This window comes from Nocardia ignorata NBRC 108230 (assembly GCF_001612905.1).
GTDB classification, from domain to species: Bacteria; Actinomycetota; Actinomycetes; order Mycobacteriales; family Mycobacteriaceae; genus Nocardia; species Nocardia ignorata.
Genome location: NZ_BDBI01000005.1, coordinates 341,149 through 363,810, shown reverse-complemented (window position 1 = coordinate 363,810; position 22,662 = coordinate 341,149). Strand labels below are relative to the sequence as shown.

The 22,662-nt window shown below is 68.7% G+C and carries 20 protein-coding genes; 6 read left to right on the top strand and 14 right to left on the bottom strand.

Annotation, left to right across the window (positions count from 1 at the left end):
* Positions 1–280: 280 nt before the first annotated feature.
* Positions 281–724, bottom strand: coding sequence for a hypothetical protein (locus tag NI2_RS34935; RefSeq protein ID WP_243749915.1), 444 nt, complete (start codon positions 722–724; stop codon positions 281–283).
* On the opposite strand from NI2_RS34935, the gene NI2_RS05455 reads away from it, so the two are divergent.
* Both NI2_RS05455 and NI2_RS05450 read left to right on the top strand, forming a co-directional pair.
* The gene (locus NI2_RS05455) at positions 641–1,297 is read left to right on the top strand and encodes a DUF8832 domain-containing protein (RefSeq protein ID WP_503826285.1); all 657 of its coding nucleotides are present in this window, start codon (positions 641–643) and stop codon (positions 1,295–1,297) included. The two genes, NI2_RS34935 and NI2_RS05455, sit on opposite strands and share 84 nt — an antisense overlap.
* A 97-nt stretch (positions 1,298–1,394) precedes the next feature.
* Entirely contained in the window at positions 1,395–1,754 is a 360-nt protein-coding gene (locus NI2_RS05450; RefSeq protein WP_067486672.1) for a hypothetical protein, read from the top strand.
* On the opposite strand, the gene NI2_RS05445 is transcribed toward NI2_RS05450, so the two are convergent.
* Positions 1,728–2,690 (bottom strand): helix-turn-helix transcriptional regulator, encoded by a 963-nt coding sequence (locus tag NI2_RS05445; RefSeq protein ID WP_067486669.1) that lies wholly within the window; start codon positions 2,688–2,690, stop codon positions 1,728–1,730. The two genes, NI2_RS05450 and NI2_RS05445, sit on opposite strands and share 27 nt — an antisense overlap.
* Positions 2,691–2,782: 92 nt before the next feature.
* On the opposite strand from NI2_RS05445, the gene NI2_RS05440 reads away from it, so the two are divergent.
* Positions 2,783–3,205, top strand: coding sequence for a VOC family protein (locus NI2_RS05440; RefSeq protein WP_067486666.1), 423 nt, complete (start codon positions 2,783–2,785; stop codon positions 3,203–3,205).
* Between the two features lie 2 nt (positions 3,206–3,207).
* On the opposite strand, the gene NI2_RS05435 is transcribed toward NI2_RS05440, so the two are convergent.
* Positions 3,208–4,002, bottom strand: coding sequence for an HAD family hydrolase (locus NI2_RS05435; protein WP_067486663.1), 795 nt, complete (start codon positions 4,000–4,002; stop codon positions 3,208–3,210).
* 371 nt (positions 4,003–4,373) lie between these two features.
* Positions 4,374–6,527, bottom strand: a complete 2,154-nt coding sequence (locus NI2_RS33580; RefSeq protein WP_067486660.1) for an Hsp70 family protein — start codon at positions 6,525–6,527, stop codon at positions 4,374–4,376.
* A 526-nt stretch (positions 6,528–7,053) separates the two neighbouring features.
* On the opposite strand from NI2_RS33580, the gene NI2_RS05425 reads away from it, so the two are divergent.
* Positions 7,054–7,815 (top strand): SDR family NAD(P)-dependent oxidoreductase, encoded by a 762-nt coding sequence (locus tag NI2_RS05425; RefSeq protein WP_067486657.1) that lies wholly within the window; start codon positions 7,054–7,056, stop codon positions 7,813–7,815.
* 71 nt (positions 7,816–7,886) lie between these two features.
* Here the strand turns inward: NI2_RS05425 and NI2_RS05420 are convergent, their stop codons facing one another.
* From NI2_RS05420 to NI2_RS35630, 7 genes are all read right to left on the bottom strand, one after another.
* Positions 7,887–9,479, bottom strand: coding sequence for an FAD-dependent oxidoreductase (locus NI2_RS05420; protein WP_084475944.1), 1,593 nt, complete (start codon positions 9,477–9,479; stop codon positions 7,887–7,889).
* Positions 9,480–9,491: 12 nt separating this feature from the next.
* The gene (locus NI2_RS05415; protein ID WP_370465790.1) at positions 9,492–10,505 is read right to left on the bottom strand and encodes an AurF N-oxygenase family protein; all 1,014 of its coding nucleotides are present in this window, start codon (positions 10,503–10,505) and stop codon (positions 9,492–9,494) included.
* Between the two features lie 278 nt (positions 10,506–10,783).
* On the bottom strand, positions 10,784–11,779 hold the full coding sequence (locus tag NI2_RS05410; protein ID WP_067486649.1) for a sulfate/molybdate ABC transporter ATP-binding protein: 996 nt from the start codon (positions 11,777–11,779) through the stop codon (positions 10,784–10,786).
* Positions 11,776–12,582: a sulfate ABC transporter permease subunit CysW gene (gene cysW / locus NI2_RS05405; RefSeq protein WP_067486645.1), complete on the bottom strand. Its 807-nt coding sequence runs from the start codon at positions 12,580–12,582 to the stop codon at positions 11,776–11,778. Before cysW ends, NI2_RS05410 begins: the two co-directional genes overlap by 4 nt.
* Entirely contained in the window at positions 12,579–13,424 is an 846-nt protein-coding gene (gene cysT / locus NI2_RS05400) for a sulfate ABC transporter permease subunit CysT (protein WP_067487101.1), read from the bottom strand. Before cysT ends, cysW begins: the two co-directional genes overlap by 4 nt.
* A 98-nt stretch (positions 13,425–13,522) precedes the next feature.
* Positions 13,523–14,572: a sulfate ABC transporter substrate-binding protein gene (locus NI2_RS05395; RefSeq protein ID WP_067486642.1), complete on the bottom strand. Its 1,050-nt coding sequence runs from the start codon at positions 14,570–14,572 to the stop codon at positions 13,523–13,525.
* 181 nt (positions 14,573–14,753) lie between these two features.
* A complete protein-coding gene (locus NI2_RS35630; protein WP_341805469.1) occupies positions 14,754–14,843 on the bottom strand; it encodes an Ms4533A family Cys-rich leader peptide in 90 nt (29 codons plus the stop codon).
* A gap of 72 nt (positions 14,844–14,915) precedes the next feature.
* On the opposite strand from NI2_RS35630, the gene NI2_RS05390 reads away from it, so the two are divergent.
* Positions 14,916–15,965 (top strand): M48 family metallopeptidase, encoded by a 1,050-nt coding sequence (locus NI2_RS05390; RefSeq protein WP_067486640.1) that lies wholly within the window; start codon positions 14,916–14,918, stop codon positions 15,963–15,965.
* A gap of 113 nt (positions 15,966–16,078) precedes the next feature.
* Here the strand turns inward: NI2_RS05390 and NI2_RS05385 are convergent, their stop codons facing one another.
* Positions 16,079–16,318, bottom strand: a complete 240-nt coding sequence (locus NI2_RS05385; RefSeq protein ID WP_067487098.1) for a hypothetical protein — start codon at positions 16,316–16,318, stop codon at positions 16,079–16,081.
* A gap of 96 nt (positions 16,319–16,414) precedes the next feature.
* Between NI2_RS05385 and NI2_RS05380 the strand changes: the two genes are divergently transcribed.
* Positions 16,415–18,385: a glycoside hydrolase family 15 protein gene (locus NI2_RS05380; protein WP_067486637.1), complete on the top strand. Its 1,971-nt coding sequence runs from the start codon at positions 16,415–16,417 to the stop codon at positions 18,383–18,385.
* On the opposite strand, the gene NI2_RS05375 is transcribed toward NI2_RS05380, so the two are convergent.
* Together NI2_RS05375 and NI2_RS05370 are read right to left on the bottom strand one after the other, a co-directional pair.
* Positions 18,379–20,181, bottom strand: coding sequence for a P-loop NTPase family protein (locus tag NI2_RS05375; protein ID WP_067486634.1), 1,803 nt, complete (start codon positions 20,179–20,181; stop codon positions 18,379–18,381). The genes NI2_RS05380 and NI2_RS05375 overlap by 7 nt on opposite strands.
* Before the next feature lie 45 nt (positions 20,182–20,226).
* Complete coding sequence (locus NI2_RS05370; RefSeq protein ID WP_067486631.1) at positions 20,227–22,620, bottom strand: hypothetical protein; 2,394 nt, start codon at positions 22,618–22,620, stop codon at positions 20,227–20,229.
* Between the last annotated feature and the right edge of the window lie 42 nt (positions 22,621–22,662).

Below are 22,662 nucleotides of genomic sequence, written 5' to 3'. Positions count from 1 at the left end.
ATCTTCGGCGCACAGCATCCGCAGACGCCTCCGAGCGCCTTTCCTGCGCATAGCTCGCGCCCTTGACGCCTCGCCTGCATCTCCCGAAGTGCTCCCCAAGCCAGCTGCGCTAGTGCGCCAGATCACACCCCGATCCCTTTACTGCATACCCCTAGGGGGTATAAGTTCGTGTCAACGCACCAGGGATCAGAGAGGCAAGACAATGACCATCAACTCCCACACCGCCCACAACACGAACGCTCTCGATGCCACTCCCGAAAGCGCTGCGGCACCTCACACCTCACACCTCGGTGCGCACGGCGAACATGCCGCCCACAGCGCCCACGGCCATGCCGAACACGGCACTCAGGCGCAGCAGGAATCGCACGCAGGACACGGGCACAGCGCACACGCGGCGCGGGCAGCCCATGCGGATCACGTCGACCACGCAACACACGGCGGCCGCGACAGCCAGGCCGCGCACGGGGACCACGCCGCGCACGGTGCGCATTCCGGCCATGGTGGTCGTGGCACCGGCGACGCAGTCGCAGCACCGCAGGGAAACCATGCCGGTCACGGTGACCACGGCGCGCACGCTGCCGGACTCCCCGGCGGGCTGCAGATCGCCCAGGACGGGTACACCCTCGACCTGGAGACCACCGTGGCTCAGCCGGGCGTCATCGACTTCCGGTTCCGGATTCTCGGGCCCGACGGGGCGGCGGTGACCGAGTTCGATCCCATCCACGATCGCGAACTGCACCTGATCGTGGCGCGGCGTGAGCTGACCGGGTTCTGGCATGTGCATCCGCGTCGGGAGGCCGATGGCACCTGGACGATCCAGCTGAAACTGCCGGAGGCGGGCGCCTACCGGGTATTCACCGATATCGCGCCGCGTGCTCTCGGCCGCACCATCACTCTCGGAGCGGACCTCGCCGTCGCCGGTCACTTTGCGCCGCAGCGGGTTCCGGCGGTGAATCGCAGCACGGAGGTCGACGGGTACACCGTGACCGTCGACGGCGAATTGCGCGCCGAGGGTGATCTGCTCACCCTCACAGTGCACAAAAACGGTGTGCCGGTCACCGATCTGCAGCCCTACCTTGCGGCTTTCGGTCACCTGGTGATCCTGCGGGCGGGCGACCTCGCCTACGTCCACGTGCACCCGAACGGCGAACCCGGCGACGGCATCACGCCTTCCGGGCCCGAAGTCTCCTTCCACACCGCCGTTCCCGGGCCGGGCACCTACCGCCTGTTCCTCGATTTCAAGCACGACGACACGGTGCGAACCGCAGCTTTCACCCTTACCACTCAGCACCACTGAGAGCTGCTTCAACGCCCGGCGCGCGACATGCCGCGCCGGGCGAACCATCGGACGACAGCCTTGACATCAACCACGCTCGAGGTTTCACGATGACTTCATGAGCATCCTGTTTCACAACACTATGCGGATCACCGAGGGGCACACCGAAGAGTTCGGCGAGGCGGTGCGGCGTGCCGTGGCCTTCGTCCGAGAGCACGGACCGCAGCTGATGGTGCAGGTCTTTCTCGATGCCGAAGCCGGGCTGGCGCACAGCTTTCAGCTCTATCCGGATTCGGAAGCGGTTCTCGCGCACTGGCAGATGTCGGACCCCTACATCCAGGAGGTGATGGCGCACTGCACCATCGAGTCGTTCGAGACCTTCGGGGAGATGTCGGACGCGGTGCTCGAGGGATTGCGGTCGGGGCCGGTCGGGGCGGTGACCGTGCGACCGCTATCGACCGGGTTCACCCGGTTGTGAACTGTTGGCGCGCACCAGTTCCGCGCCGATAGCCACCAATTCGGCTTTCACCTCGGCGGGGCCGAGCAGCTCCACGTCGCCCGCCCAGCCCGCGAGCTGGCGGGCGACCATCTCGGTGGTGTCGGCGGTGATCTCGGCCAGCACCCGGCCGTCGTCGGTCCTGCCGACCAGGGTGCAGTTGCGGCCCTGCTGATCGGCGAGGATGGGAGCCAAGCGCTCGGACACCGCGACCTGGGCGGCGACGGCCGAGCGGCGACGCTCCATCCGGTCGACCACCCGGGACCACTCGGTGTGCAGATCGAAGTCGGCCGGTCGCTCGGCGGGTTCGTCGAGAACGGTCACCGCGCCGATCCGGTCGAGACGGAAGGTGCGCTGACCTCGCTCGGTCCCCGCGAGCAGGTACCAGATCGTTTCCTTCTCGACCAGGCCCCACGGGTCGACGGTGCGCATCGTGGCCTGCCCAGCCCGCGCGTATTCGATGCGGACACGTCGTCGATCGACCACGGCACGCTGCAACGTGTCGAGGACGGCGGGTGGTTGCGGGTCGGGCCTTCCCCAGCGTGCCGGGTCGACAACCACCGCGTCGGCGGCTGCCGCGGCGTCGGCACGGAAGGTCTGCGGCAAGGCCCTGACCAGTTTGCGCAAGGCGGACTTCACCTCGGGAGCCGCCGCGGCCGCCGGGCCCGCGAGCAGGAACAGCGCCCTGGTCTCCCCCGCCGTGAGTCCGGACAGGTCGGTGCGCGCGCCACCGATCAGCGACCACCCACCTCCCCGTCCGGCTTGCGGATACACCGGAATGCCCGCCGCCGATAGCGCCTCCAGGTCGCGGCGAGCCGTCGCCACCGACACCTCGAGTTCGGCGGCGACCTCGGCCGCCGTCACCCGCCCTCGCGCCTGCATGAACAACAGGGTCGCTACCAATCGGTCCGCTCGCATACCCACGATTCTGCCGAAGAAAGTGCTCATTCGGTGAGCACTTTGCCTGGCAGAGTTCAGGGAAACACCAGCACACCGACCCGGGAGCAGACATGTTGCGCGGAATGGCCACCACCACCTACTACGCCGACGACCTCACCGCCGCCAAGGACTGGTACACCGAATTCCTCGGCCTCGCACCCTATTACGAGGTGCCGGGCGGCTACTACGAGTTCCGGCTCGGCCCGGGGCAGGATGAACTCGGCATCATCAACCGGGCCTACGCACCGGCCGGCGCCCGCAATGCCCCCGGTGGCGGCGGAATCGTGTACTGGCACGTCGACGATCTCGCCGCCACCCTCACCCGGCTGCTCGAACTCGGCGCCACCGAATACGAACCGATCACCGAACACGGCGACGGAGCGGGTTTCGTGACGGCGTCGGTCCTCGATCCCTTCGGCAACGTCGTCGGCATCATGTACAACCCGCATTTCGTGGCGATGACGGCCGCACGGGAGGCGGCGCTGAGCTCCTGAGCTCAGAACCAGCGCTCGAGGACGGTGGCGACACCGTCCTCGGTGACGTGACCGGTGACCTCGTCGGCCATGGCGAGCACGTCGTCGGGTGAGCCCGTCATGGCGACCGAATGTGCCGCCCAGCGCAGCATTTCGCGATCGTTGAAGCCGTCGCCGATGGCGAGAGTCGCCGAGGCGTCGACGCCGAGAGCGCACCGGAGGCGTTCCAGCGCCCAGCCCTTCGACACGCCACGACGTGAGACGGTGAGCCACGGCCCGAATTCACCGTGGACCCAGGAGGTTTCGGGCACCACGATGCTGTCGAGCTGGCGCACCATCTCCGCGAGGTTGCCACCGGGCCACCATCCGTTGAGTCGGGGTGTGGGTTCGCTGCTGAGCACGTGGTGGTCGACGAGCTGGAAATCGCCGATCGAGTACTCCCCCGGACTGTGGCCCGTTGCCCAGATGCCGACGCCGACCCGCTCGGCGGCGAAGATCATCTCGGGGAACAGCGCGCGCAACGCGCCGACGGCGGGTGCCGGGTCGAACAGTTCCACCGCGACGGGTTCACCACGTGCCACGTCGATCTGCACCGCACCGTTGGAACACAGCGCGTGCCCCTCGATGAGCCCGAGTTCGCGCAACACCGGCCGGGTGGTGAGCACGGTCCGCCCGGTCGTCACCACCACATGCGACCCCGCGGCCACCGCCGCCCGCACCGCCGCGACCACCCGCCCGCTGATCGGGCAACCGGACTCCAGCAAAGTCCCGTCGATATCGAGCGCGATCAGTTTCGGCGCTCCCCCGAGTGCAGCCATCCACCCATTCTGCCCCGCCGCCACCCCGATCCACCCTGGAATTCACCGCCCTTGACGCACCCTCGCTCCAGCCCGCGCAGCCGAATCCTGTCTACCCCTGGGCCTCTCAGCGGCGCGAGGTGGGCGCCCAACGGTAGATCCGGCAGCACGTAGAGGAACCCGGACGCAGATCCGTACAGCGTCGGATCACCTGGTTGCTCGGCCCAGCAGATTTCCGATAGGGCCGCAGGTGTCGGTGTGCGACGACAGGTGCGAATGGTCTTCGAGCGCACGACCCTGCAGCCCAGGGACTTTCAATCGGTGGCCACACAGACCGAGGACGCTCCGCCGCCGGTCGATGCCTGCCGCCCCCCGACGTACTGTCTTCGACCTCAGCGGCGCGAACCGCCGCCGCCTCCACCGCCGTCGCCGCCGGACGAGCCACCGGAGTCGCTGCCGCCGGAGGTACCACCCGAAGTCGAGCCACCCGAAGTCGAGCCACCCGAGGCCGAACCGCCCGAGGTACCACCCGACGTCGAACCGCCCGACGTGCCACCCGACGTCGAACCACCCGACGTGCCACCCGAGGTCGAGCCACCGGATGTGGAGCCACCGGACGTTCCGCCCGAGGTGGACCCGCCGGAGCTGCTGTCGCCGGACGTGCCCCCGGAGCCGGCGCCGCCGGAGTCACCACCCGAGGCGCCGCCCGTGGAACCGCCTGCGTCCGAACCGCCGGAGGTCCCCCCCGATGTTCCGCCGGCAGTTCCACCCGACGCGCCACCGGATGTCCCGCCGGAGACGCCGCCCGACGTTCCGCCGGTCGTGCCGCCGGTCGACGCACCCGAATCGGTGCCGCCGGTGCCACCCGGATAACCGCCGGACGTGCCGCCGGATGGGATGCCGCCGGTACCACCGGGGTTGTACGGGTTGTCGGAAGGCCCCGGGCCGCTACCGATTCCGTCGGACACGCCGATATCGATGCCATCCGTGGCGGGAGGCGAGACGTCGGGAGCACCGGTGCCGGGAGCCGGGAGGGAGGTGTCACCGGGAATGGTCGGAGCCCCGGCGGAGGGAATTTCGGAATTGGGCGATCCCGCCGAGGGGACACCGGCGATCGGGCCGGGGTCGGTGATGGGGCCGGGGCCGGGTTTGGTGATGGGCCCGGGGCCGGAGCCGGGGTTGGTCGGCGACTCGGCGGAAGGCTTGTCGAACGGCAGCGGGTTGACGAAATGGGCGGGGTCGCCGTAGGACGTGCGAGCCAGGACCGGGGAACGGCAGTCGCCGCCGCCGGCCCGGAACCGTTCGCCACCCTCGGAATCCGCCTGCGATGCCCCACGCTCGGGTGCCCCTGACGCCGCACCGACGATCATTTCGTACGCGGTGCGCGCGGCCGCGCTGACGACGCGCACCTTGCCGGTGACCGGGTCGATCGTGTTGACCAGTCCCGTGGTCTGGGCGGCGAGCAGATCGGCGCTCATGTCGTAGAGCAAGGCGTCGGCGGGGGCGCCGAGGGCGGGGAACCGTTCGAGGACGGGTGTCAGGCCGGGATCGAACGGGCTGCCGAACACCGTCATCGCCGACATCGCGAGCGCGGAAACCACGGCGGCGCTGGAGAAGACGGCCACGTGCGGCGCCGAGTTGCCGCTCTGCTGTGCCGGCGCGAAGGTGCGGGCGGCCAGGGCGGCCGCGCCCGCCGCGACGACCTGACCCGGATCGGCCACGGTCACCAGCGGTACGCCGAGCTCGGCGAGGGTGCGCGCCACCTCCGGCGGCCGCGTGGCCCCGCCGACGAGCAGGATGCGCGAGATGTCGGCCAGCCGCAGGCCCGCGGCGGCAACGGTTTTGCTGACCAGCGGGAAGGTGTCGCGGATGTGTTCGGCGCGCAGGCTGTCGGTGTTCACCATCGAGGTGAGTGTCGCCGTGGCGCGGCCGTTGCGTGACTCGACGGCGTACCGGGCGACCATCTCGCCCAGCGGCTTTCCGCCGAAGTCGGTGGACCGCGCGGGCGTGCCGACCATCGGGTGGTGCGGCCAGTCGGGACCGACGCGCAGCACGGTCAGGTCGAGGCTGTTGGCGCCCAGGTCGTAGACGAGTACGAAGCCCGGTGCGAGCGGCCCGTGTTCGACTTCGAGCCATTCGGCGGCGGCCACCGGTTCGGGCGCGAGCAGCACCTGACCGGCACCCGCCAGGTGTAATGCCTGACCGAGCAGGGCGACCTGCTTCTCGGTGTAGGTGGCCGGGTAGGTGAGCACCACCCCGGCGGCCGGCTCGGCCAGTTCGATGAGCCCCGTGGCAACGGCGGCGATCAGGTTGGTGGCGGAGTAGAAACGCCCCGCGATCACCATCGGCTCCGGTTCGCGGCTCAGGTCCGCGAAATCCGTGATCGCCGAGGCGAATTCGTTGATCGCGCCGATGCGGGGGCGGCCCGCTTCGTCGAATGTGAGGGCGGTACGGCGTGTGCGTACCGTCGGCTTGGCCGGATCCTCGGCGACAACCGCCGAAATCGCATTGACCGTGCCGATGCTCAAACCCAGACCTCTGGTCATTGTTTTGCTATCCCGTCAACGCACCGTGACCACGTCCAGCACGCGAGCGCACTCATGTGGCCGCGGTCGTCTTCCCAAACAGCTCGCCTAGATTAACGGCAACATGGCCGAATTGCTGTGAGATTGATACCCGACACTCCACCTCGGATGCAAGAGGGCGCATAATCGCAGGTAGAACCCTATGAGGTCGACCGTCCAGTCCCCTGAACGTCCGCGCGAGCGCTTACAGACTCCGAGAAGCAGCTACCCGGGAGTAATCGCCCGACGCCGATCGAAAATACATTCTTGCGGTTTGTTATCAGGGCTACGACAGTAATTACCGACCGGTAATCAATTCTTTTACTGCGAGTTCGCATACACGTGCCGGAAAAACCAAAAGCTCGATTTGTATAACCCCCGGAAAGCGTGACATGTCAACGCAACGGCCGAAACCCGCCAGCACGCACCGCTGCCCGACGGTTGACTCGAAGTCCGGGAGGCCGATCCACACGGACTCCGAAACATCAAGGGAGAGAAGGTACTACGCATGTCCACTCGTTTCGCCGACCAGGTCGTCCTCGTCACCGGCGCCAGCTCCGGCGTCGGCAAGGCGGTGGCGCTGCGGGTCGCGGCCGAGGGTGCGGCCGTCGTACTCGGCGCCCGGGGCAAGGACCAGGGCGAGCAGGTCGCCGAGCAGATCCGGGCCGAGGGCGGGCGCGCGCTGTTCGTGCCGACCGATGTCACCGTCGACACCGATGTCGAGCGGCTTACCCAGGCCGCGCTCACCGAGTACGGCAGGCTCGACGCCGCGTTCAACAACGCGGGCGCGGTGAACGCCTTCGGGCCGGTCGCCGAGATCGGCGACGACGCCTGGCGCGCCGACCTGGAGCTGAACCTCACCGGCGTGTTCTACGGCTTGCGGCACCAGATCCCCGCGATCATCGCCTCGGGTGGAGGCGCCATCCTGAACAACGCCTCCAACCTCGGCGTGGTCGGGATGGCCTCGGTGGCGCCCTATGTGGCGGCCAAGCACGGCGTGGTCGGGCTGACGAAGTCGGTGGCGCTGGAAACCGCGGCTGCCGGTGTGCGGGTGAACGCGCTGGTCTCCGGCGCGGTCGACACCCCGGCGTTCCGCGCGTCGATGGGCGCCACTCCCGAGGGAGAGGCGGCAATCGCGGCGTTGCACCCGATCGGGCGTATCGCGCAGCCCGCCGAGATCGCGGCGCTGTGCGCGTTCCTGCTCAGCGCCGAGGCATCGTTCGTCACGGGCGCCGCGGTGACCGTCGACGGCGGCTTCACCGCACAGTGAGCACCGATCGGTGAGAACGACGAAGGCCCGCTACACCGCGCAGTCGGTGTAGCGGGCCTTCGGCTGTTCGCTCAGCCGCGAGCGAGCAGGCGCTTGATGCCGCCACTCGCCACGCGCGGTGCGGCGGCCCCACCGGCCACCGCCTGCGGACGACGTGAACGCACCAGCTTGTCGAACTCACCCGCAGCACGCGCCGGGTCGCGCAGCGCGCCTCGGTTGAAGTCGTCCGCGAGCTGCTGCACGGTTTCCTGTGCACAGGACTTGTTGGTGCCGATGAACCCGGTGGGACCGCGCTTGATCCAGCCGGTCACATACGTTCCCGGCACGACATCGCCGCCGGGAGCGTCGAGCACCCGGCCCGCCTCGTTCGGGATCACGCCGCGCGCGTCATCGAACGGCAGGTCCTTGGTCGGCACGCCCCGGTAGCCCACCGAGGTGAGCACGACGCCCGCTTCCAGGAGTTCGGTGTCGCCGGTCGGCACCGCGCTGGTGCGGCCGTCGGCGTCGGTGACCAGCTCGTTGCGCTCGACCCGTACGCCGGTCACCGTTTCGGCGCCGAGGATCTCCACGGGCGAGGACAGGTACCGGAACACGATGCGCTTGCGGTCACCGAACGGGCGCTGCGCCACGCTGTGCAGCAGACGCAGCTTCTGCTCCACCTTGTAGGGCAGATCCGGGGTCACCGGGGGCAGCTCGCCCTCGATCGCGATGTCGATATCGGCGGCCAGCAGGCCGACGAACTCGGGCACCGTGAACGCCGACTCGGCCGGACCGCGGCGGCCGAGCACGACCACCTCTTCGATCTTGCTCTCGCGCAACGCCTTCAGGGCGTAGGGCGCGATGTCGGTATCGGCGAGGGTGGCCGGGTCGACGGTCAGGATGCGGGCCACGTCGAGGGCGACGTTGCCGTTGCCGACGATCACGACGCGCTTCTGGTTCAGATCGAACCGATCCTCGGCGTGGTCGGGATGACCGTTGTACCAGGCGACGAAGTCGGTGGCCGACACGTTGCCGGGCAGCCCCTCACCGGGGATGTTCAGCTTGCGATCCGCCGACGCGCCGACCGCGTAGATCACCGCGTGGAAGTGCTCGAGCAGTTCGGCGTGGCTGATGTGCGTGCCGATCTCGACATCGAGGTAGATGCCGAAGTCGTCCTGCTTCGACATCACGTCGAACAGGTCGGCGACCTTACGGGTGCGCTTGTGGTCGGGCGCGACGCCGAGACGGGCCAGGCCGTAGGCCTGCGGCAACCGGTCGAACATGGTCACCGCCACCCGCGGCTGGGTGAGCAGCTCGTCGGCGGCGTACATCGCCGACGGCCCCGACCCGACGATCGCCACCCGCAGCGGCGAGCGCTCGGTGTCGATGGCGGGCGGCATCACCGGGGCGGCCAGTGTGGGACGCGGGCGCTGCACGCGGTAGAAGTCGGCGTTGATCTCGATGAAGGGCTTCTGCTCTTCGGTGAGTTTCTTCGAGGAGGTGATCGCGTCGACCGGGCACGCGGTGGCACAGGCGCCGCAGTCCACACACGCGGCCGGGTCGACGTAGAGCATCTCCGCCGTACGGAAGTCCGGCTCATCCGGGGTCGGATGAATGCAGTTCACCGGGCATGCGTAGACGCACGAGGCGTCGCTACAGCACGACTGGGTTACAACGTAGGGCATCTATTTATCGTCTCAGGCGGCGTGCTTCGCGGAGCGCTTGGGCTCGGAACGGTAGCGGCTCGACGGACCATCGATGCCGAGCAGCTTCCAGACCTTCTTGGCGACCGGGTTCATCAGACCGATCTCCTCGGCCAAGGCGCGCACGTCGATGAAGTAGTCGGCGAAGACCTGCTTGGCCTCCTTGGAGCCGTAGAACAGTTCCTTGCGGACCGCCTTGGGCATCTCGAACTGCTTGAAGAAGGTTTTCGGCGGGGTCGCGATGGCGCGGCCGAGCACGAACATGACGATCGGCATAGCGATCGACAGCACGAACTTGTTGACCGCGGGCTGCGCGGGCACGTTCTTCTTCAGGAACTCGTGGGCGAAGGAGATGTGGCGAGCTTCCTCGGCCACGTGGATCGCCATCACGCCGCGCATGATCGGGTGGATGTCGTCACCCGAGCGCAGGATGTCCTTCTGGATGTGGTCGATCGGCTCCTCGCCGGCGAGCACGGCCATGAAGAAGAAGTTCGGGAACAGCGCACCGGCCGGGGCGGCCAGGTGGCGCAGCTGACGCACGAGCGGGTTCATGCCCGGCACGTCGGCGACGCGGTTCACCATCTCCTGGAACATCAGGGTGTGGTTGTGCTCTTCGATCATCTCGTGCGAGCAGTACCGGAATTCCGGATCGTTGTTCTTCAGGTTGAAGATGTGCTGCATCATGCCGATGATCAGGATGGCCTCGAACTGGAGGCCGACCTTGGCGACATTGGCCTGGCGAACCTTGCCGATGGCGATCTTCTCGTCCAGCGGCAGGGCCTGGTACCAGGGGTGGCGACCGATCGGGTCGGCGGAGGTGACAAGCACCCAGCGCTCCGGCTTGTAGTCCGGATCGAATTCGGGGTTGTCCCAGTCGATGTCCTCGAACGGGTCGAAGTGGCGATTCACCGAAGCCTCGGACAGCATCAGCAACTTCTCGGCGTACGCCTGAGCCTCCGCGACTACAGGATCGACGTCAGGGTTGGTGGGCGCAGACATCGTCGTCACTGCCTCTCCTCAAGGGACGTTTACTGTTTCCAATAGTTACACCTACGGGTGGTCACGTCAACTCCGCGAACCCCTGGAATCCGGCATCCGCGCGACCGGAGCCGGTGCCTGGTCAAGCTACTCACCAGTAAAAACGCCTCTACCTGTGACACCGTGTCATGCACAGTCCACGAGCCCGCGTGGCGAGATCCGAAAAATTCTTCGCGCGCGGCGCGTCACGGGACCGGCGGTACCGACTACCTGCGGTGATCCGCGCAAGAACAGAGGCCTGAGTGAGCTCAGGCTTGCGGCAGGTCCGGAATCCGGGTCGCGCGGGCGTAGACGGTCTCGCCCTCGTTGAGCCGGAGGGCGGCGGCGTCACCGCGCGTCACCTGCGCGGCGAACTGATCGCCGGTCGCGGCATTGCGCAATTCGAGGCGGACCTCGAAACCCAGCCGGACGATGCGTTCGACGGTGGCCCGGGTGACCCCAGCCGACTCGGCGGTGCCCTCGTGCTCGGCCAGCGCCATGCTCGGATCGCGACCGATGCGGATGTCGTGCGGGCGGACCAGGTGACCGTTGAGCCGGGCGACCGCGCCGAGGAACGACATCACGAACTCGTTGGCCGGCCGGTCGTAGACCTCCTCGGGCGAACCGACCTGCTCGATGCGGCCCTTGTTCATCACCGCGATCCGGTCGGCCACGTCGAGGGCTTCCTCCTGGTCGTGGGTGACCAGCACGGTGGTCACGTGCACCTCGTCGTGCAGTCTGCGCAGCCACTGACGCAGATCGGTGCGCACCTTGGCGTCGAGCGCGCCGAACGGCTCGTCGAGCAGCAGCACCTGCGGGTCGACGGCGAGCGCGCGGGCCAGTGCCATGCGCTGACGCTGACCACCCGAGAGCTGCGCCGGGTACCGGTGCTGGAAACCGTCGAGGCCGACGATGCCGAGCAGCTCGTCGACGCGCTTGTCGATCTCCTTCTTCGGCCGCTTGCGGATCGTGAGACCGAAGGCGACGTTGTCGCGCACGGTCATGTGCTTGAACGCGGCGTAGTGCTGGAACACGAAGCCGATGTCGCGCTTCTGCGGCGGCACGTGGGTGACGTCGTTGCCCGCGATGACCACGACACCCGAATCCAGATTCTCCAGGCCGGCGATCGAGCGCAGCAGGGTGGACTTGCCCGAACCGGACGGGCCGAGCAGGGCGGTCAGCTCGCCGGACGGGATGTCGATGCTGACGTCGTCGAGAGCGGCGAAGGAACCGTAGTTCTTACGCGCGTTGGTCACGGTGATCATTCGGTGCCCCGCTTGCGTTCGAGAAGAGTCATCAGGAGGAGGACGACCAGCGCCATGCCCATCAGGAGGGTGGCCGCGCTGTAGGCGCCGAAGGTGTTGTGGTCGTCGATGTAGCGGCCGTGCACCAGCAGCGTCAACGTCTGGGATTTGCCGGGCAGTGCGGTAGAGACCATGATCACCGCGCCGAATTCGCCGAGCGCGCGGGCCACCGTGAGCACGATGCCGTAGGTCAGGCCCCACCGGATCGCGGGCAGCGTGATCCGCCAGAAGGTCTGCGCCGCGGACGCACCGAGGGTGGCCGCGGCCTGTTCCTGGTCGTCACCGATCTCGTGCAGCACCGGCTCCACCTCGCGCACCACGAACGGCAAGGTGACGAAGATGGTGGCCAGCACCATGCCCGGCAGGCTGAAGATCACCTGGAAGCCGAGGTCGCGCAGGCCACCGAACCAGCCGCCCGCACCCCACAGCAGGATCAGGGCGACGCCGACGACGACAGGCGAGGCGGCGAAGGGCAGATCGACGATGCCCTGCACCAGGCTGCGCCCCGGGAACTTGCTCCGCACCAGCGCCAGCGCGGTGACGACTCCGAAGACCACGTTCAGTGGCACGACGATAGCCACGATGAGCAGCGAGACCTGGAAGGCCGAGATCGCCGCGGGAGTGGTGATGGAGTCGTAGAATGCGCCGATCCCGCGTTCGAAGGTGCGCCACAGGATGACGACCAGCGGCAGCACCAGCAGAATGAGCAGGTATCCGAGCGCGACCGTGCGCAGCGAGATCCTCGTGAACGCGGACAGTTTCATCGGGCCGCCTCTTCTTTGCGGGCGGTGCGCTCGGCCAGCAGCCGCAGTACCAGCAGCGTGGCGAAGGCGATGACGAGCAGCGCCACCGACACCGCGGCCGCGTTGACCGGCCGGTCCATCTCGATCTGCTGCTGAATGTACTGCGAGGTCACCTGGGTTTCGCGCGGGATGTTGCCCCCGATCAGGACCACCGAACCGTATTCGCCGATCGCGCGGGCGAAAGCCAGGCCGCCACCGGAGATGATCGCCGGCGCCAGTGTGGGCAGCACGATGCGCCGGAAGGTGATCCAGTTGTTCGCGCCAAGCGAGAGCGCGGCCTGCTCCACCTCACGGTCGACCTCGATCAGCACCGGCTGCACCGACCGCACGACGAACGGCAAGGTCACAAACGCCAGCGCCACGATCAGGCCTGGCTGAGTGGCGTTGAGGTGGATGTCGACCGGGCTGCTCGGGCCGTACAGCGACAGCAGCACGATGGAGGCCACGATCGTCGGCAGCGCGAACGGCAGATCGATCAGTGCGTTGACGATGCCCTTGCCGGGAAATTCGTCACGCACGAGCACCCAGGCGATGAGGGTGCCCATCACGACGTTGAGTACGGCCACGATCACCGAGACACCGATCGTCACCCGCAGCGAATCCAGCGCCGTGGGGGCGGTGATCGCAGCCCAGAAGCCGGACCACCCGCGTTCGAACGAGCTGACCGTGAGCGCGGCGAGGGGCAACAGCACGATCACGCTGAGCCACAACACGGCAGTGGCGATGGCGAGCGGGCCGACCGAGCCGGTGACGCGCAGCCACGACCAACGCCGGCCCGGCGGCTTGGTCGCTTTGGGTTCCAGGGCTTCGGCGGCGTCGGGGCTGGAGATATCCCCGGTTCCGGCGTGCCCACTGCTGTCAGTCACAGTTGTCCAGTATCTCGTGTGCGCTGGGTCACGGCTTACCTGGTCGCCTGGTCGTAGACGACGGCGATCTTGCCGGTGCCCTGTGTGAACAGTTCCTTGTTGACCGTCTTCCAGCCGCCGAGGTCGTCGATGGTCCAGAGCGTGGCCGGTTGCGGGAAGTCGGCGGTGAACTCGGCGGCCACGGCAGGGTCGACCGGGCGGAAGCCTTCCCGTGCCCAGGTGCGCTGTCCCTGCGGGGTGAACAGGAAGTCGCGGAACGCGAGCGCCTGGGTCATGTTCGCGGAGTGCTTCAGCACCGCGACCGGGTTCTCGATCTTGATGGTGACCGGCGGGTTCACATGTTCGATCGGCTCACCGTTGCGCTCGGCGAAGATGGCCTCGTTCTCGTAGCTCAGCAGCACGTCACCGGTGCCCTGCAGGAAGGTCTCGGTGGCTTCGCGGCCGGACTTCGGCTGCACCTCGACATGCTCGGAGATCAGCTGGGTCAGGTAGTCCAGGCCTGCCTGCGGGTTCTTCCCGCCCTCGCTCTTGGCGGCATACGGCGCGAGCAGATTCCACTTGGCCGAGCCGGAACTGAACGGGTTGGGAGTGACGACCTCGACGCCGGGCTTCAGCAGGTCGTCCCAGTCCCTGATGCCTTTGGGGTTGCCCTCACGGACCACCATCGTGACGACGGAACCGAAGGCGATGCCCCGGCCGGCGTCGGCGTTCCAGCTCTCCTCCACCAGACCCGCGTCGACCAGGCGGGTCATGTCCGGCTCGAGGGAGAAGTTCACCACATCGGCCTCGGCGCCGTCTCTGACCTTGCGGGACTGGTCTCCCGACGCACCGTAGGATACGCGGACCGCGACACCGTCGCCGGCTTCTGTCTTGTTGAACTCGGGAACGAGGGCGTCGAAGCCAGGCTTGGGTACGGCGTAGGCGTAGAGCGTGATGGTGCCCCCGCTCCCGTCGGCCACCGCCACACTGTCGTCGGTCGAGTCGCTGACCCCGCCGCCGCACGCGCTCAGCGTCATCGCCGCGACGAGCGTGCAGGCGAGCGCGGCGGCACGGCGAGGCGAACCGATCCAGGTGCTGCGAGACATCGGGATGAACCTTTCGGGAAAGACCTGCCGCGCAACTTCTTTCGTTGCCGCAGGGTTTGCTCTTGTCGACAGTGGGCGCGACTCGGCCCGGTGAGCCCCGGCCGTGCCGGACTACGACTGCGAAAGGAAAGCGCGCGCCAGTCTAGTCGGCGCGCACGCGGGGACGTGTCCGGTGGCCGGATCAGCGACAGAGGATGTCGGCGACAGCGAGATTGCCGACCGCGATCAACGCCAGCTCATGGCGGATCTGCGGAACGACGCTCGACAACACAGGCAGACTCTAACAGACTGCACGAGATGGTTCACATCGACGAGAGTTCAACAACGAGGGGGGATTTCAGCCATGACCATGGCTCCTGACCGGGTCCGGACACGTTTTCCGGAGATCAGCACGCGCACCTGGGAGCACCCGGCCGACCGCACCGCGCTGGTGACACTGCGGTCGCTGAGCGGGTTCGACACGGTGCTGCGCGCACTGTCGAGCCTGCTGCGGGAACGCCAGCACCGGTTGCTCTACCTGGCTACCGCAGTGCGGGTCGACGATCGTCAGTTCCGCACCCTGCACCAGTTGCGCGCCGACTGTGTCGGCGTGCTCGACGCGCAGGTCACCCCGGAGATGTTCGTGCTGCAGGACCCGTCGGTGAACGCCTTCACCATCGGGATGGACAAGCCGTTCATCGTGCTCACCACCGGCTTGCTCGAGCTGATGGACACCGAGGAGCTGCGGTTCGTCATCGGGCACGAACTCGGGCACGCGCTGTCCGGGCACGCCGTGTACCGCACGATGCTGATGCATCTGATGCGATTGTCGGCCTCGGTGGGCTGGATGCCGGTGGGTGGCTGGGCGCTACGCGCGATCGTCGCTGCGCTGATGGAGTGGAGCCGCAAGTCCGAACTGTCCGGCGACCGTGCGGGACTGCTGTGCTGCCAGGACGTGGACGCCTCGGTGCGCGTGCACATGAAGACGGCGGGCGGCGCCTGGCTGAAGGAGATGAACCACGGCGCCTTCCTCGACCAGGCCGACGACTATCTGCGTTCGGGCGACCTGCGCGACGGCGTGCTCAAGCTGCTCAACCTGGAATTGCAGTCGCATCCGTTCTCGGTGCTGCGCGCCGCCGAACTGCGCCGCTGGATACAGTCCGGCGAATACGACCGGGTCCTTTCGGGCACCTATCCGCGACGCGAGCAGGATCGCAACGCGCGCATCAGCGACGAGGTGAAGGAGGCGGCCCGCCACTACCGCGAATCGTTCGACCAGTCCGAGGACATGCTGGTGCGCACCGTGCGCGATCTGGGGCGCGATGTGGGATCGGCGGTGAACACCGTCGGCCAGGAAGTCGGCCGTACCGTCGCCGACCTGGGCAAACGTTTCGACGATTGGCGTAAGAACTGATCCGGCCGACCGGTGTGCGCTATCGGCGCGCGCCGGTCACCTGGTGAAGAACCAGGCGATGACGACCAGGACGAGCAGGGCGACGAGGGCGAGCTGAACGCGTGAACGTGGCATCAGCGGGCACCGCTGCCGACGGTGGGGCGTGCCGGAGCGGGCGCCGGGACGGATGCGAGCTCGGCGCGGTCGTCGCGGCCGAGCGCACGGAAGATCGCGCGCAGGGCGCGGTCGAGGCCGTAGGCGATGGCGAAGCTGATCGGAACCATGCCGACCAGAACGACGAGAAATTGGGGAATGAACGGCAGCCCGGCCACCCACAGTTCGAAGCCGTCCCACCATCCTGCGATCCGTTGCACGACGACCACCCTAGTCGGTCATCGTGAACACCCCTCACGACCGGGCGGTCTATCCAGTGCGGTGGACGCGGGCCGACATCGCACAGATCATGAGGTATGCCCTCTTCTCACGAAGACAGTTTGCCGATTCTGACGCCGGTACTCTCGAGTGGCCGACGAGGCGCCTTCCCACCGATCGACGACTACGCCTTTCTGTCCGACTGTGAGACCAACTGCCTGATAGCCAGCAGCGGCTCGGTCGAGTGGATGTGTGTGCCGCGGCCGGACTCGCCGAGCGTGTTCGGCGCCGTCCTCGATCGTGCCGCCGGCCATTTCCGGATCGGGCCGTACGGCGTGCACGTGCCCGCCGCGCGGCGTTATCTGCCGGGCGGGATGATCCTGGAGACGACCTGGCAGACCGAGACCGGCTGGATGATCGTGCGCGACGCGCTGGTCCTCGGCCCGTGGCACAACACCACCTCCCGTTCGCGCAGCTTCCGCCGCACCCCGATGGACTGGGACGCCGAGCACATCCTGCTGCGGACGGTGAAGTGTGTGAGCGGCACGGTGGAACTGGAGTTGAGCTGCGAGCCGTCGTTCGACTATCACCGCGACGGTGCGCGCTGGGAGTACACCGGCAAGGTGTACGAGCAGGCCACCGCGTCGTGCGTCGCCGACGACTCCTGCCCGAGCCTGACACTCACCACCGATCTACGGCTCGGGTTGGAGGGCCGCGAGGCGCGGGCGCGGACCAGGCTCAGCGAGGGCGACAACAGATTCGTCGCGCTCACCTGGTCGGAACTGCCCGCGCCCGCCACCTTCGACGAGGCGGCCGACAAGATGTGGACCACGGCCGAGTGCTGGCGGCGCTGGATCACCCTCGGCGATTTCCCCGACCACCCGTGGCGCAACTATCTGCAGCGCAGCGCACTGACCCTCAAGGGCCTCACCTACGCCCCCACCGGCGCCCTGCTCGCCGCGCCGACCACATCGCTGCCGGAAACCCCTGGCGGCGAACGCAATTGGGACTACCGCTACACCTGGGTGCGGGACTCGAGTTTCGCGCTGTGGGGCTTGTACACCCTCGGTCTCGACCACGAGGCCGACGACTTCTTCAACTTCCTCAACGACGTGACCACCGGCGACAACGGCGACGCCGTACCCCTGCAGGTGCTCTACGGTATCGGCGGCGAACGCCACCTCACCGAGGAAACGTTGCCCGAGCTGTCGGGCTACGACTACTCCCAGCCGGTCCGAATCGGTAACGCCGCCTACGACCAGGACCAGCACGACATCTGGGGCACCATGCTCGACGCGGTGTACCTGCACATGAAATCGCGCCAGCAGGTGCCGGATTCGTTGTGGCCCATGCTCGAACGCACGGTGAACGCGGCGATCGACCACTGGCGTGAACCCGATCGCGGCATCTGGGAGGTACGCGGCGAACCGCAGCACTTCACCGCGTCGAAGGTGATGTGCTGGGTGGCGCTCGACCGTGGCGCCCGGCTGGCACAGCTGCACGGCAAGCACACCCACGCGACGCGCTGGTTCGAGATCGCCGAGGAGATCCGCGACGACGTCCTGGCCAACGGCGTCGATGCCGACGGGGTGTTCACGCAGACCTATGGCGGCACCACCCTCGACGCCTCGCTGCTGCTGATCGTGCTCACCCGGTTCCTGCCCGCCGACGACCCGCGGGTGCGGGCCACGGTGCTCGCCATCGCCGACCGGCTCACCGTGTCCGGGCTGGTCCTGCGCTACGACACCGACACCACCGACGACGGGTTGTCCGGCGAAGAGGGCACTTTCACGATCTGCTCGTTCTGGCTGGTGTCGGCGCTGGTGGAGATCGGCGAGCTCGAACGCGCCACCCACCTGTGCGAACGGCTGCTCGGGCTGGCGAGCCCGCTACGGCTCTACGCCGAGGAGATCGATCCGCGCACCGGCAGGCACCTGGGCAACTACCCGCAGGCGTTCACCCACCTGGCTCTCATCAACGCGGTGACCCATGTGATCCGGGCCGAGGACTCACGCCAGGCCGGCCAGTTCCAGCCCGCCCACACCCCGGTACACCAGTCGAGTCAGTAGGCGAGTTTCTCGGCCCGTGCGCGCAGCGCGGCCACCGTGCGCAGTCCGGCGTCGATCTCGGTGAGGCGCAGTTCGCGGTGGTCGCCGTAGCGCAGCCCGGTCTCCTCGGCGGCGCGCAGTGCCTCCTCGGCGGTGCGCGAGACCTCGGCGGCGATCTCGGTGTAGTGGTCGCGCAGCACCCGCTGCAGCGTGCGCAGCCGGTTGCGGGACTCCTTGCCCACCTGGAAGATCACGTCGTCGGCGAGCCGGGCGACCGCCACCTTGGCCTCGGCCTGCCTGCGCTGCTTGCGGTTTCGCCGGTCGTCCCACAGCGCGTTCACACCGAGCAGCACGCCCGCGCCCGCCGAGTACCAGTTCACCAGCGACATACCGAGCAGGCTGGTGGCGAGACCCACCATCAGGATGCCGCCGTAGGAGCCGCGCAGGGCGGACAGGAACTGCTGTCCCACACCGGCTTTGGCGCTCTCCAACGGTTCGAGCGGTTGCACCGGTTCGAGCACCTCGCCCGGATTGGTGAGGCGCAGTTCCGGCAGCGGCGGGGTGCGGTTGTCGGGTGGGAACTTCGCGGCCACCTGCTCGGACAGCTCGACGGCACGGTAGTGCGCCATCACGAAGTTCTCCTCGACCGCCTCACAGATCCGCGCGTCGAGTTCGGTGGCGAAATCGGCCCACTTGCGAGCGGGGTCGATCCGCGAGATCTCGGCCTCGGCCTCCCGGACGAGGCTGCGCAGCCGGTGGCGCAGGTCGTGTTCGATATCGGCACCCAGTTCGGCGCTGCCGTCGACCAGGGTGACCTGCCAGGTGGCGGTGCGCTGACGCAGCTGATCGGCCTCGGTGCGGGCGGCGGCCAGTCGCTGCGTGATCTCGGCGCGGCGGCGCGGGTCGCGCAGGGTGTCGGCCTCGGCGCGCAGGGTGACGGTGAGCTGGTCGGTGACCAGCGCGATATCGCGCACCGCCGCGGTCACCGCGACCGAATCGGCGCGGGCGACCACGAATTCGCGCAGGTGATCGATGAGCTGGGGCACCCCGGATTCGATATCCCGCTGCGGGTCACGGGTCTCGCCCGCCTGGCGGTGCAGCACCGCCGACACAGGGGCGACAGCGAAGTTCAGTCCCGCTTCGTCGAGCAGGGCCCGGTTGCGGCGCTGGGTGAGCGACCAGTGCGGGTTGCGGTCGATCTTGGTGAGCACACACACCACCGACGGGCAGACCCGTTCGACGCGGCGCAGGTAGTCCAGCTGAGCCGGGGTGAGTTCGGCGGCCGAGTCGGTGGCGTAGAGGACCACGTCGGCGGCGGCGATCATCGACCAGGCCGCTTTGTCGTGGGTGGTCGCGCCCGGTGCGTCCATCACCACGAGGCCGTCGGCGAGCAGGGGGCTCGGCTCGGCGAATTCGGCGCGCACGACGCCGAGCGAGATCAGCGCCGGACCGGGGTCGAGCGGGTCGACCGGCACGCGCTCGATCCGGCCGCGCGGGTCCGACTTCACCAGCGTCGCGGTCGGTGTCCGGCCGTATTCGACGATCACCGGCACGCTCGGCTTGCCGTCGGTGGCGCTGACCGGAGTGCCGACCATGCTGTTGACCAGGGTGCTCATCCCGGCGCCCGGTTCGCCGACGACGACCATGCGCACCCGGGGATCGGTGAGCCGTGCCCGCACCATGCCGAGGCGGGCATCGAGGTCGTCGCGCCCGCCGGAGCGGACCAGGTCCCGCAATTCGTCGACGAGCGAGACCACCGGTGCCATCGCGTCCGGGTGCTTTACCGTCGCGGTCTGCAGTCCGGTCGCGGCAGACAACCTGTTCCTCACTCTCGTTGCATGGGCCCGGTCCTCGTTCTGGGACTAGACGAAGTCGTACCCAGCGTGCGCGGTGGGAAACGCCGACGACAAGTCGGCGGCACCGACGCCCGGCTCGAACAGACCGGCCGAGGCGCCATAGTAGCCGCCGTCGTGCTGATCGAACTCGGCGGCGATGGGCTTGGTCTCGATGACCGGCGGTTTCACCGGTGCGACGGTCGGCGCCACCGTGGCGGGCGGGGTGACCACCGCGGGCGGGTCGACGTCGACGGTCGGTTGCTTGGTCGGCGCGGTCGGCTGCTGTGTGGGTACGGTCGCCGTGGGCACCGACGCGGTCGGGCCGGTGGGGTCGGCGGGCGTATCGACGCTGGGGGTGCTCGGCGTGGTCGCGCCCGTACCGGGGCCGGTGGTGAGGTCGTCGTCGGGGTAGGTGGGCGTCACCGGGACGGTGACTCCGGTGGTCGGCACGGTGACCGTCGGCACCGTCACGTCGGGGCGTGTTGTCGGGACTGTGACGGTCGGCACCTCGGGCAGCTTCACCGTCGAGGGCGTACTGAGGTCGACGGTCGTCGGCGTCGACGGCGGGGTGACGGTGGGCAGGGGTGTCGGCGTGCTGGTCGAAGGCTCGGGAACCACAACAGGTTTGGTGACCGGCGTCGGAGCGAGCAGACCCGGCACAGCCGCCGCGGGCGCGGTGAGCGGGGACGCACCCGCCGGACCGCCGAGCACGTTGGCGATGGGGGTGGTCGCCGCGTCGGGCTGGATGGTGGTCTGCAGGGGCGTGCTGACCACCGGGCTCGGTGCGATCGGCGCGGCGACGACTGGAACCGGAGCCGGGACCGGGGCGACGGGTGCCGGAGCGGGTGCCGCGGCGATCGGTGCGGGTGCGATGGCGGCGGGGGCCGGAGCGATCGGCGCCGGGGCCACCGGTGCGGGGGCGACGGGCGCCATGGCGGTGGGCGCGGGCACACCGGTTACCGGCGCTACGCCGCCCGGGGCCGCATGGCTGGGGGCCGGAGCGGACTGACCCGGGACGACCGTGCCTTGCGTCGGTGCGGTCTGACCCGGTCCGGTGTGACCGGGCGCGGTGGCGCCGGGCACGGCCGACCCGCCAGAGCCGGGCGCGGTGGCACCGGGCAAGGCCGATCCGCCGGGGCCGGGTGTGACGGAATCGGTCTGACCGGGTGCGCCGGGCGCGGGCTGACCGGGTGCGCTCTGTCCGGGTGCGAGGGACCCACCGGTCGAGCCGGGAGCAGTCGATGCGGGCAGATCCGCGGATCCTGGGAGACCAGGGCTCGCCGCAGGGGCCTCGGAGCCGGGCAGCGCCGGACCCGTCGATCCACCGGGTACGTCCGAACCAGGCAGTGCCGAACCGGGCAGCGCCGGGCCGGTCGGGGCACCAGGTACCCCACTCCCCGCACCGTCGAGCGGTGCGGGCTCGCCGGGGATGCGAATTCCGTCGCCGAGCCACTGGCTGTAGTCGTCGAGTGCGTCGCCGACATTGCCGACCTGCACGTCGACCTTCATCTGGGAGGTGAACCACACACCGTCGAGCCCGGCGTGCATGTCGATCTGCCAGTCGGAGGTCACCATCGCACCGAAGCCGTCGAACAGGCCGCCGAGGTCACCGATGCCGTCGAAGGCGCCGCCGGGGCCGGCGACCTGGCTTGCCCCGTCGGAGCCGGGCAGCCCACCGAAACCGGGCAGGCCGTGGTCGTAGCCGGGGATACCGCCGTCGTAGCCGGGAATGCCCGCACCGGGCAGGCCGTCGTAGCCGGGGATGCCGATGCCGCCGCCGGGGACGCCGTCGTAACCGGGGATACCGCCGGGGAGGCCGTCGTATCCCGGGATGCCGATGCCGGGAATGCCGTCGAGTTCGGGGAATCCGGCGCCCGGCTGTCCGGCGCCGGGCTGGCCGGCGCTCGGCTTGTCGGTGCCCGGGATGCCGAAGCCGCTGTCGCCGTAGCCCGGTTTGGGCCCGTAGGAGGGGATGCCGATGCCGTTCGACGAATCGTCGTCGTCGGTGCCGGGAATCCGCATGCCCTGGTCGCCGTCGGAGCCCGGAATCTCGGGGCGCCAACCGCTTTCGCGTGGCTGCGAGGTCAGCGTGACATCGCCGTCCATGGGGCGCTGCGTACCGAAGGGGCTGTAGGGCAACGGGTTCGGCGCCGGTTCCGCGGGCAGGTCGGGGAAGGTGAGGACCGGGCTCGGTGCGTCGGGCTCCGGGTCGCTCGGCACCTGCGACGACCAGCCGGCGTAGCGGCTGTCGGCATTGCTGGTGCCCTGTTCCGGGCTCGTCCCGTTGGCGGCGACCAGCGCGCCACCGGTGACGTACGCGCCGGCCCGCGCCACCCGAGCAACACCGTTGGCCACCAAGTAGGCCGTGTCGGTGCCGTCGGCGCGCGCGTCATCGTCGTCGAAAGGCAGTTCCCGCGTCATTCTTGCTCCACCACTCGCATCGCTGACTCTCCCCACCCACGA

Coding starts and splice junctions, on each gene's coding strand:
- NI2_RS05450 (WP_067486672.1), top strand. CDS start 1,395: ATGAGCATCCTGTTTCACAACACTATGCGGATCACCGAGGGGCACACC.
- NI2_RS05445 (WP_067486669.1), bottom strand. CDS start 2,690: ATGCGAGCGGACCGATTGGTAGCGACCCTGTTGTTCATGCAGGCGCGA.
- NI2_RS05440 (WP_067486666.1), top strand. CDS start 2,783: ATGTTGCGCGGAATGGCCACCACCACCTACTACGCCGACGACCTCACC.
- NI2_RS05435 (WP_067486663.1), bottom strand. CDS start 4,002: ATGGCTGCACTCGGGGGAGCGCCGAAACTGATCGCGCTCGATATCGAC.
- NI2_RS33580 (WP_067486660.1), bottom strand. CDS start 6,527: ATGACCAGAGGTCTGGGTTTGAGCATCGGCACGGTCAATGCGATTTCG.
- NI2_RS05425 (WP_067486657.1), top strand. CDS start 7,054: ATGTCCACTCGTTTCGCCGACCAGGTCGTCCTCGTCACCGGCGCCAGC.
- NI2_RS05420 (WP_084475944.1), bottom strand. CDS start 9,479: ATGCCCTACGTTGTAACCCAGTCGTGCTGTAGCGACGCCTCGTGCGTC.
- NI2_RS05410 (WP_067486649.1), bottom strand. CDS start 11,779: ATGATCACCGTGACCAACGCGCGTAAGAACTACGGTTCCTTCGCCGCT.
- cysW (WP_067486645.1), bottom strand. CDS start 12,582: ATGAAACTGTCCGCGTTCACGAGGATCTCGCTGCGCACGGTCGCGCTC.
- NI2_RS05395 (WP_067486642.1), bottom strand. CDS start 14,572: ATGTCTCGCAGCACCTGGATCGGTTCGCCTCGCCGTGCCGCCGCGCTC.
- NI2_RS05390 (WP_067486640.1), top strand. CDS start 14,916: ATGACCATGGCTCCTGACCGGGTCCGGACACGTTTTCCGGAGATCAGC.
- NI2_RS05380 (WP_067486637.1), top strand. CDS start 16,415: ATGCCCTCTTCTCACGAAGACAGTTTGCCGATTCTGACGCCGGTACTC.
- NI2_RS05370 (WP_067486631.1), bottom strand. CDS start 22,620: ATGACGCGGGAACTGCCTTTCGACGACGATGACGCGCGCGCCGACGGC.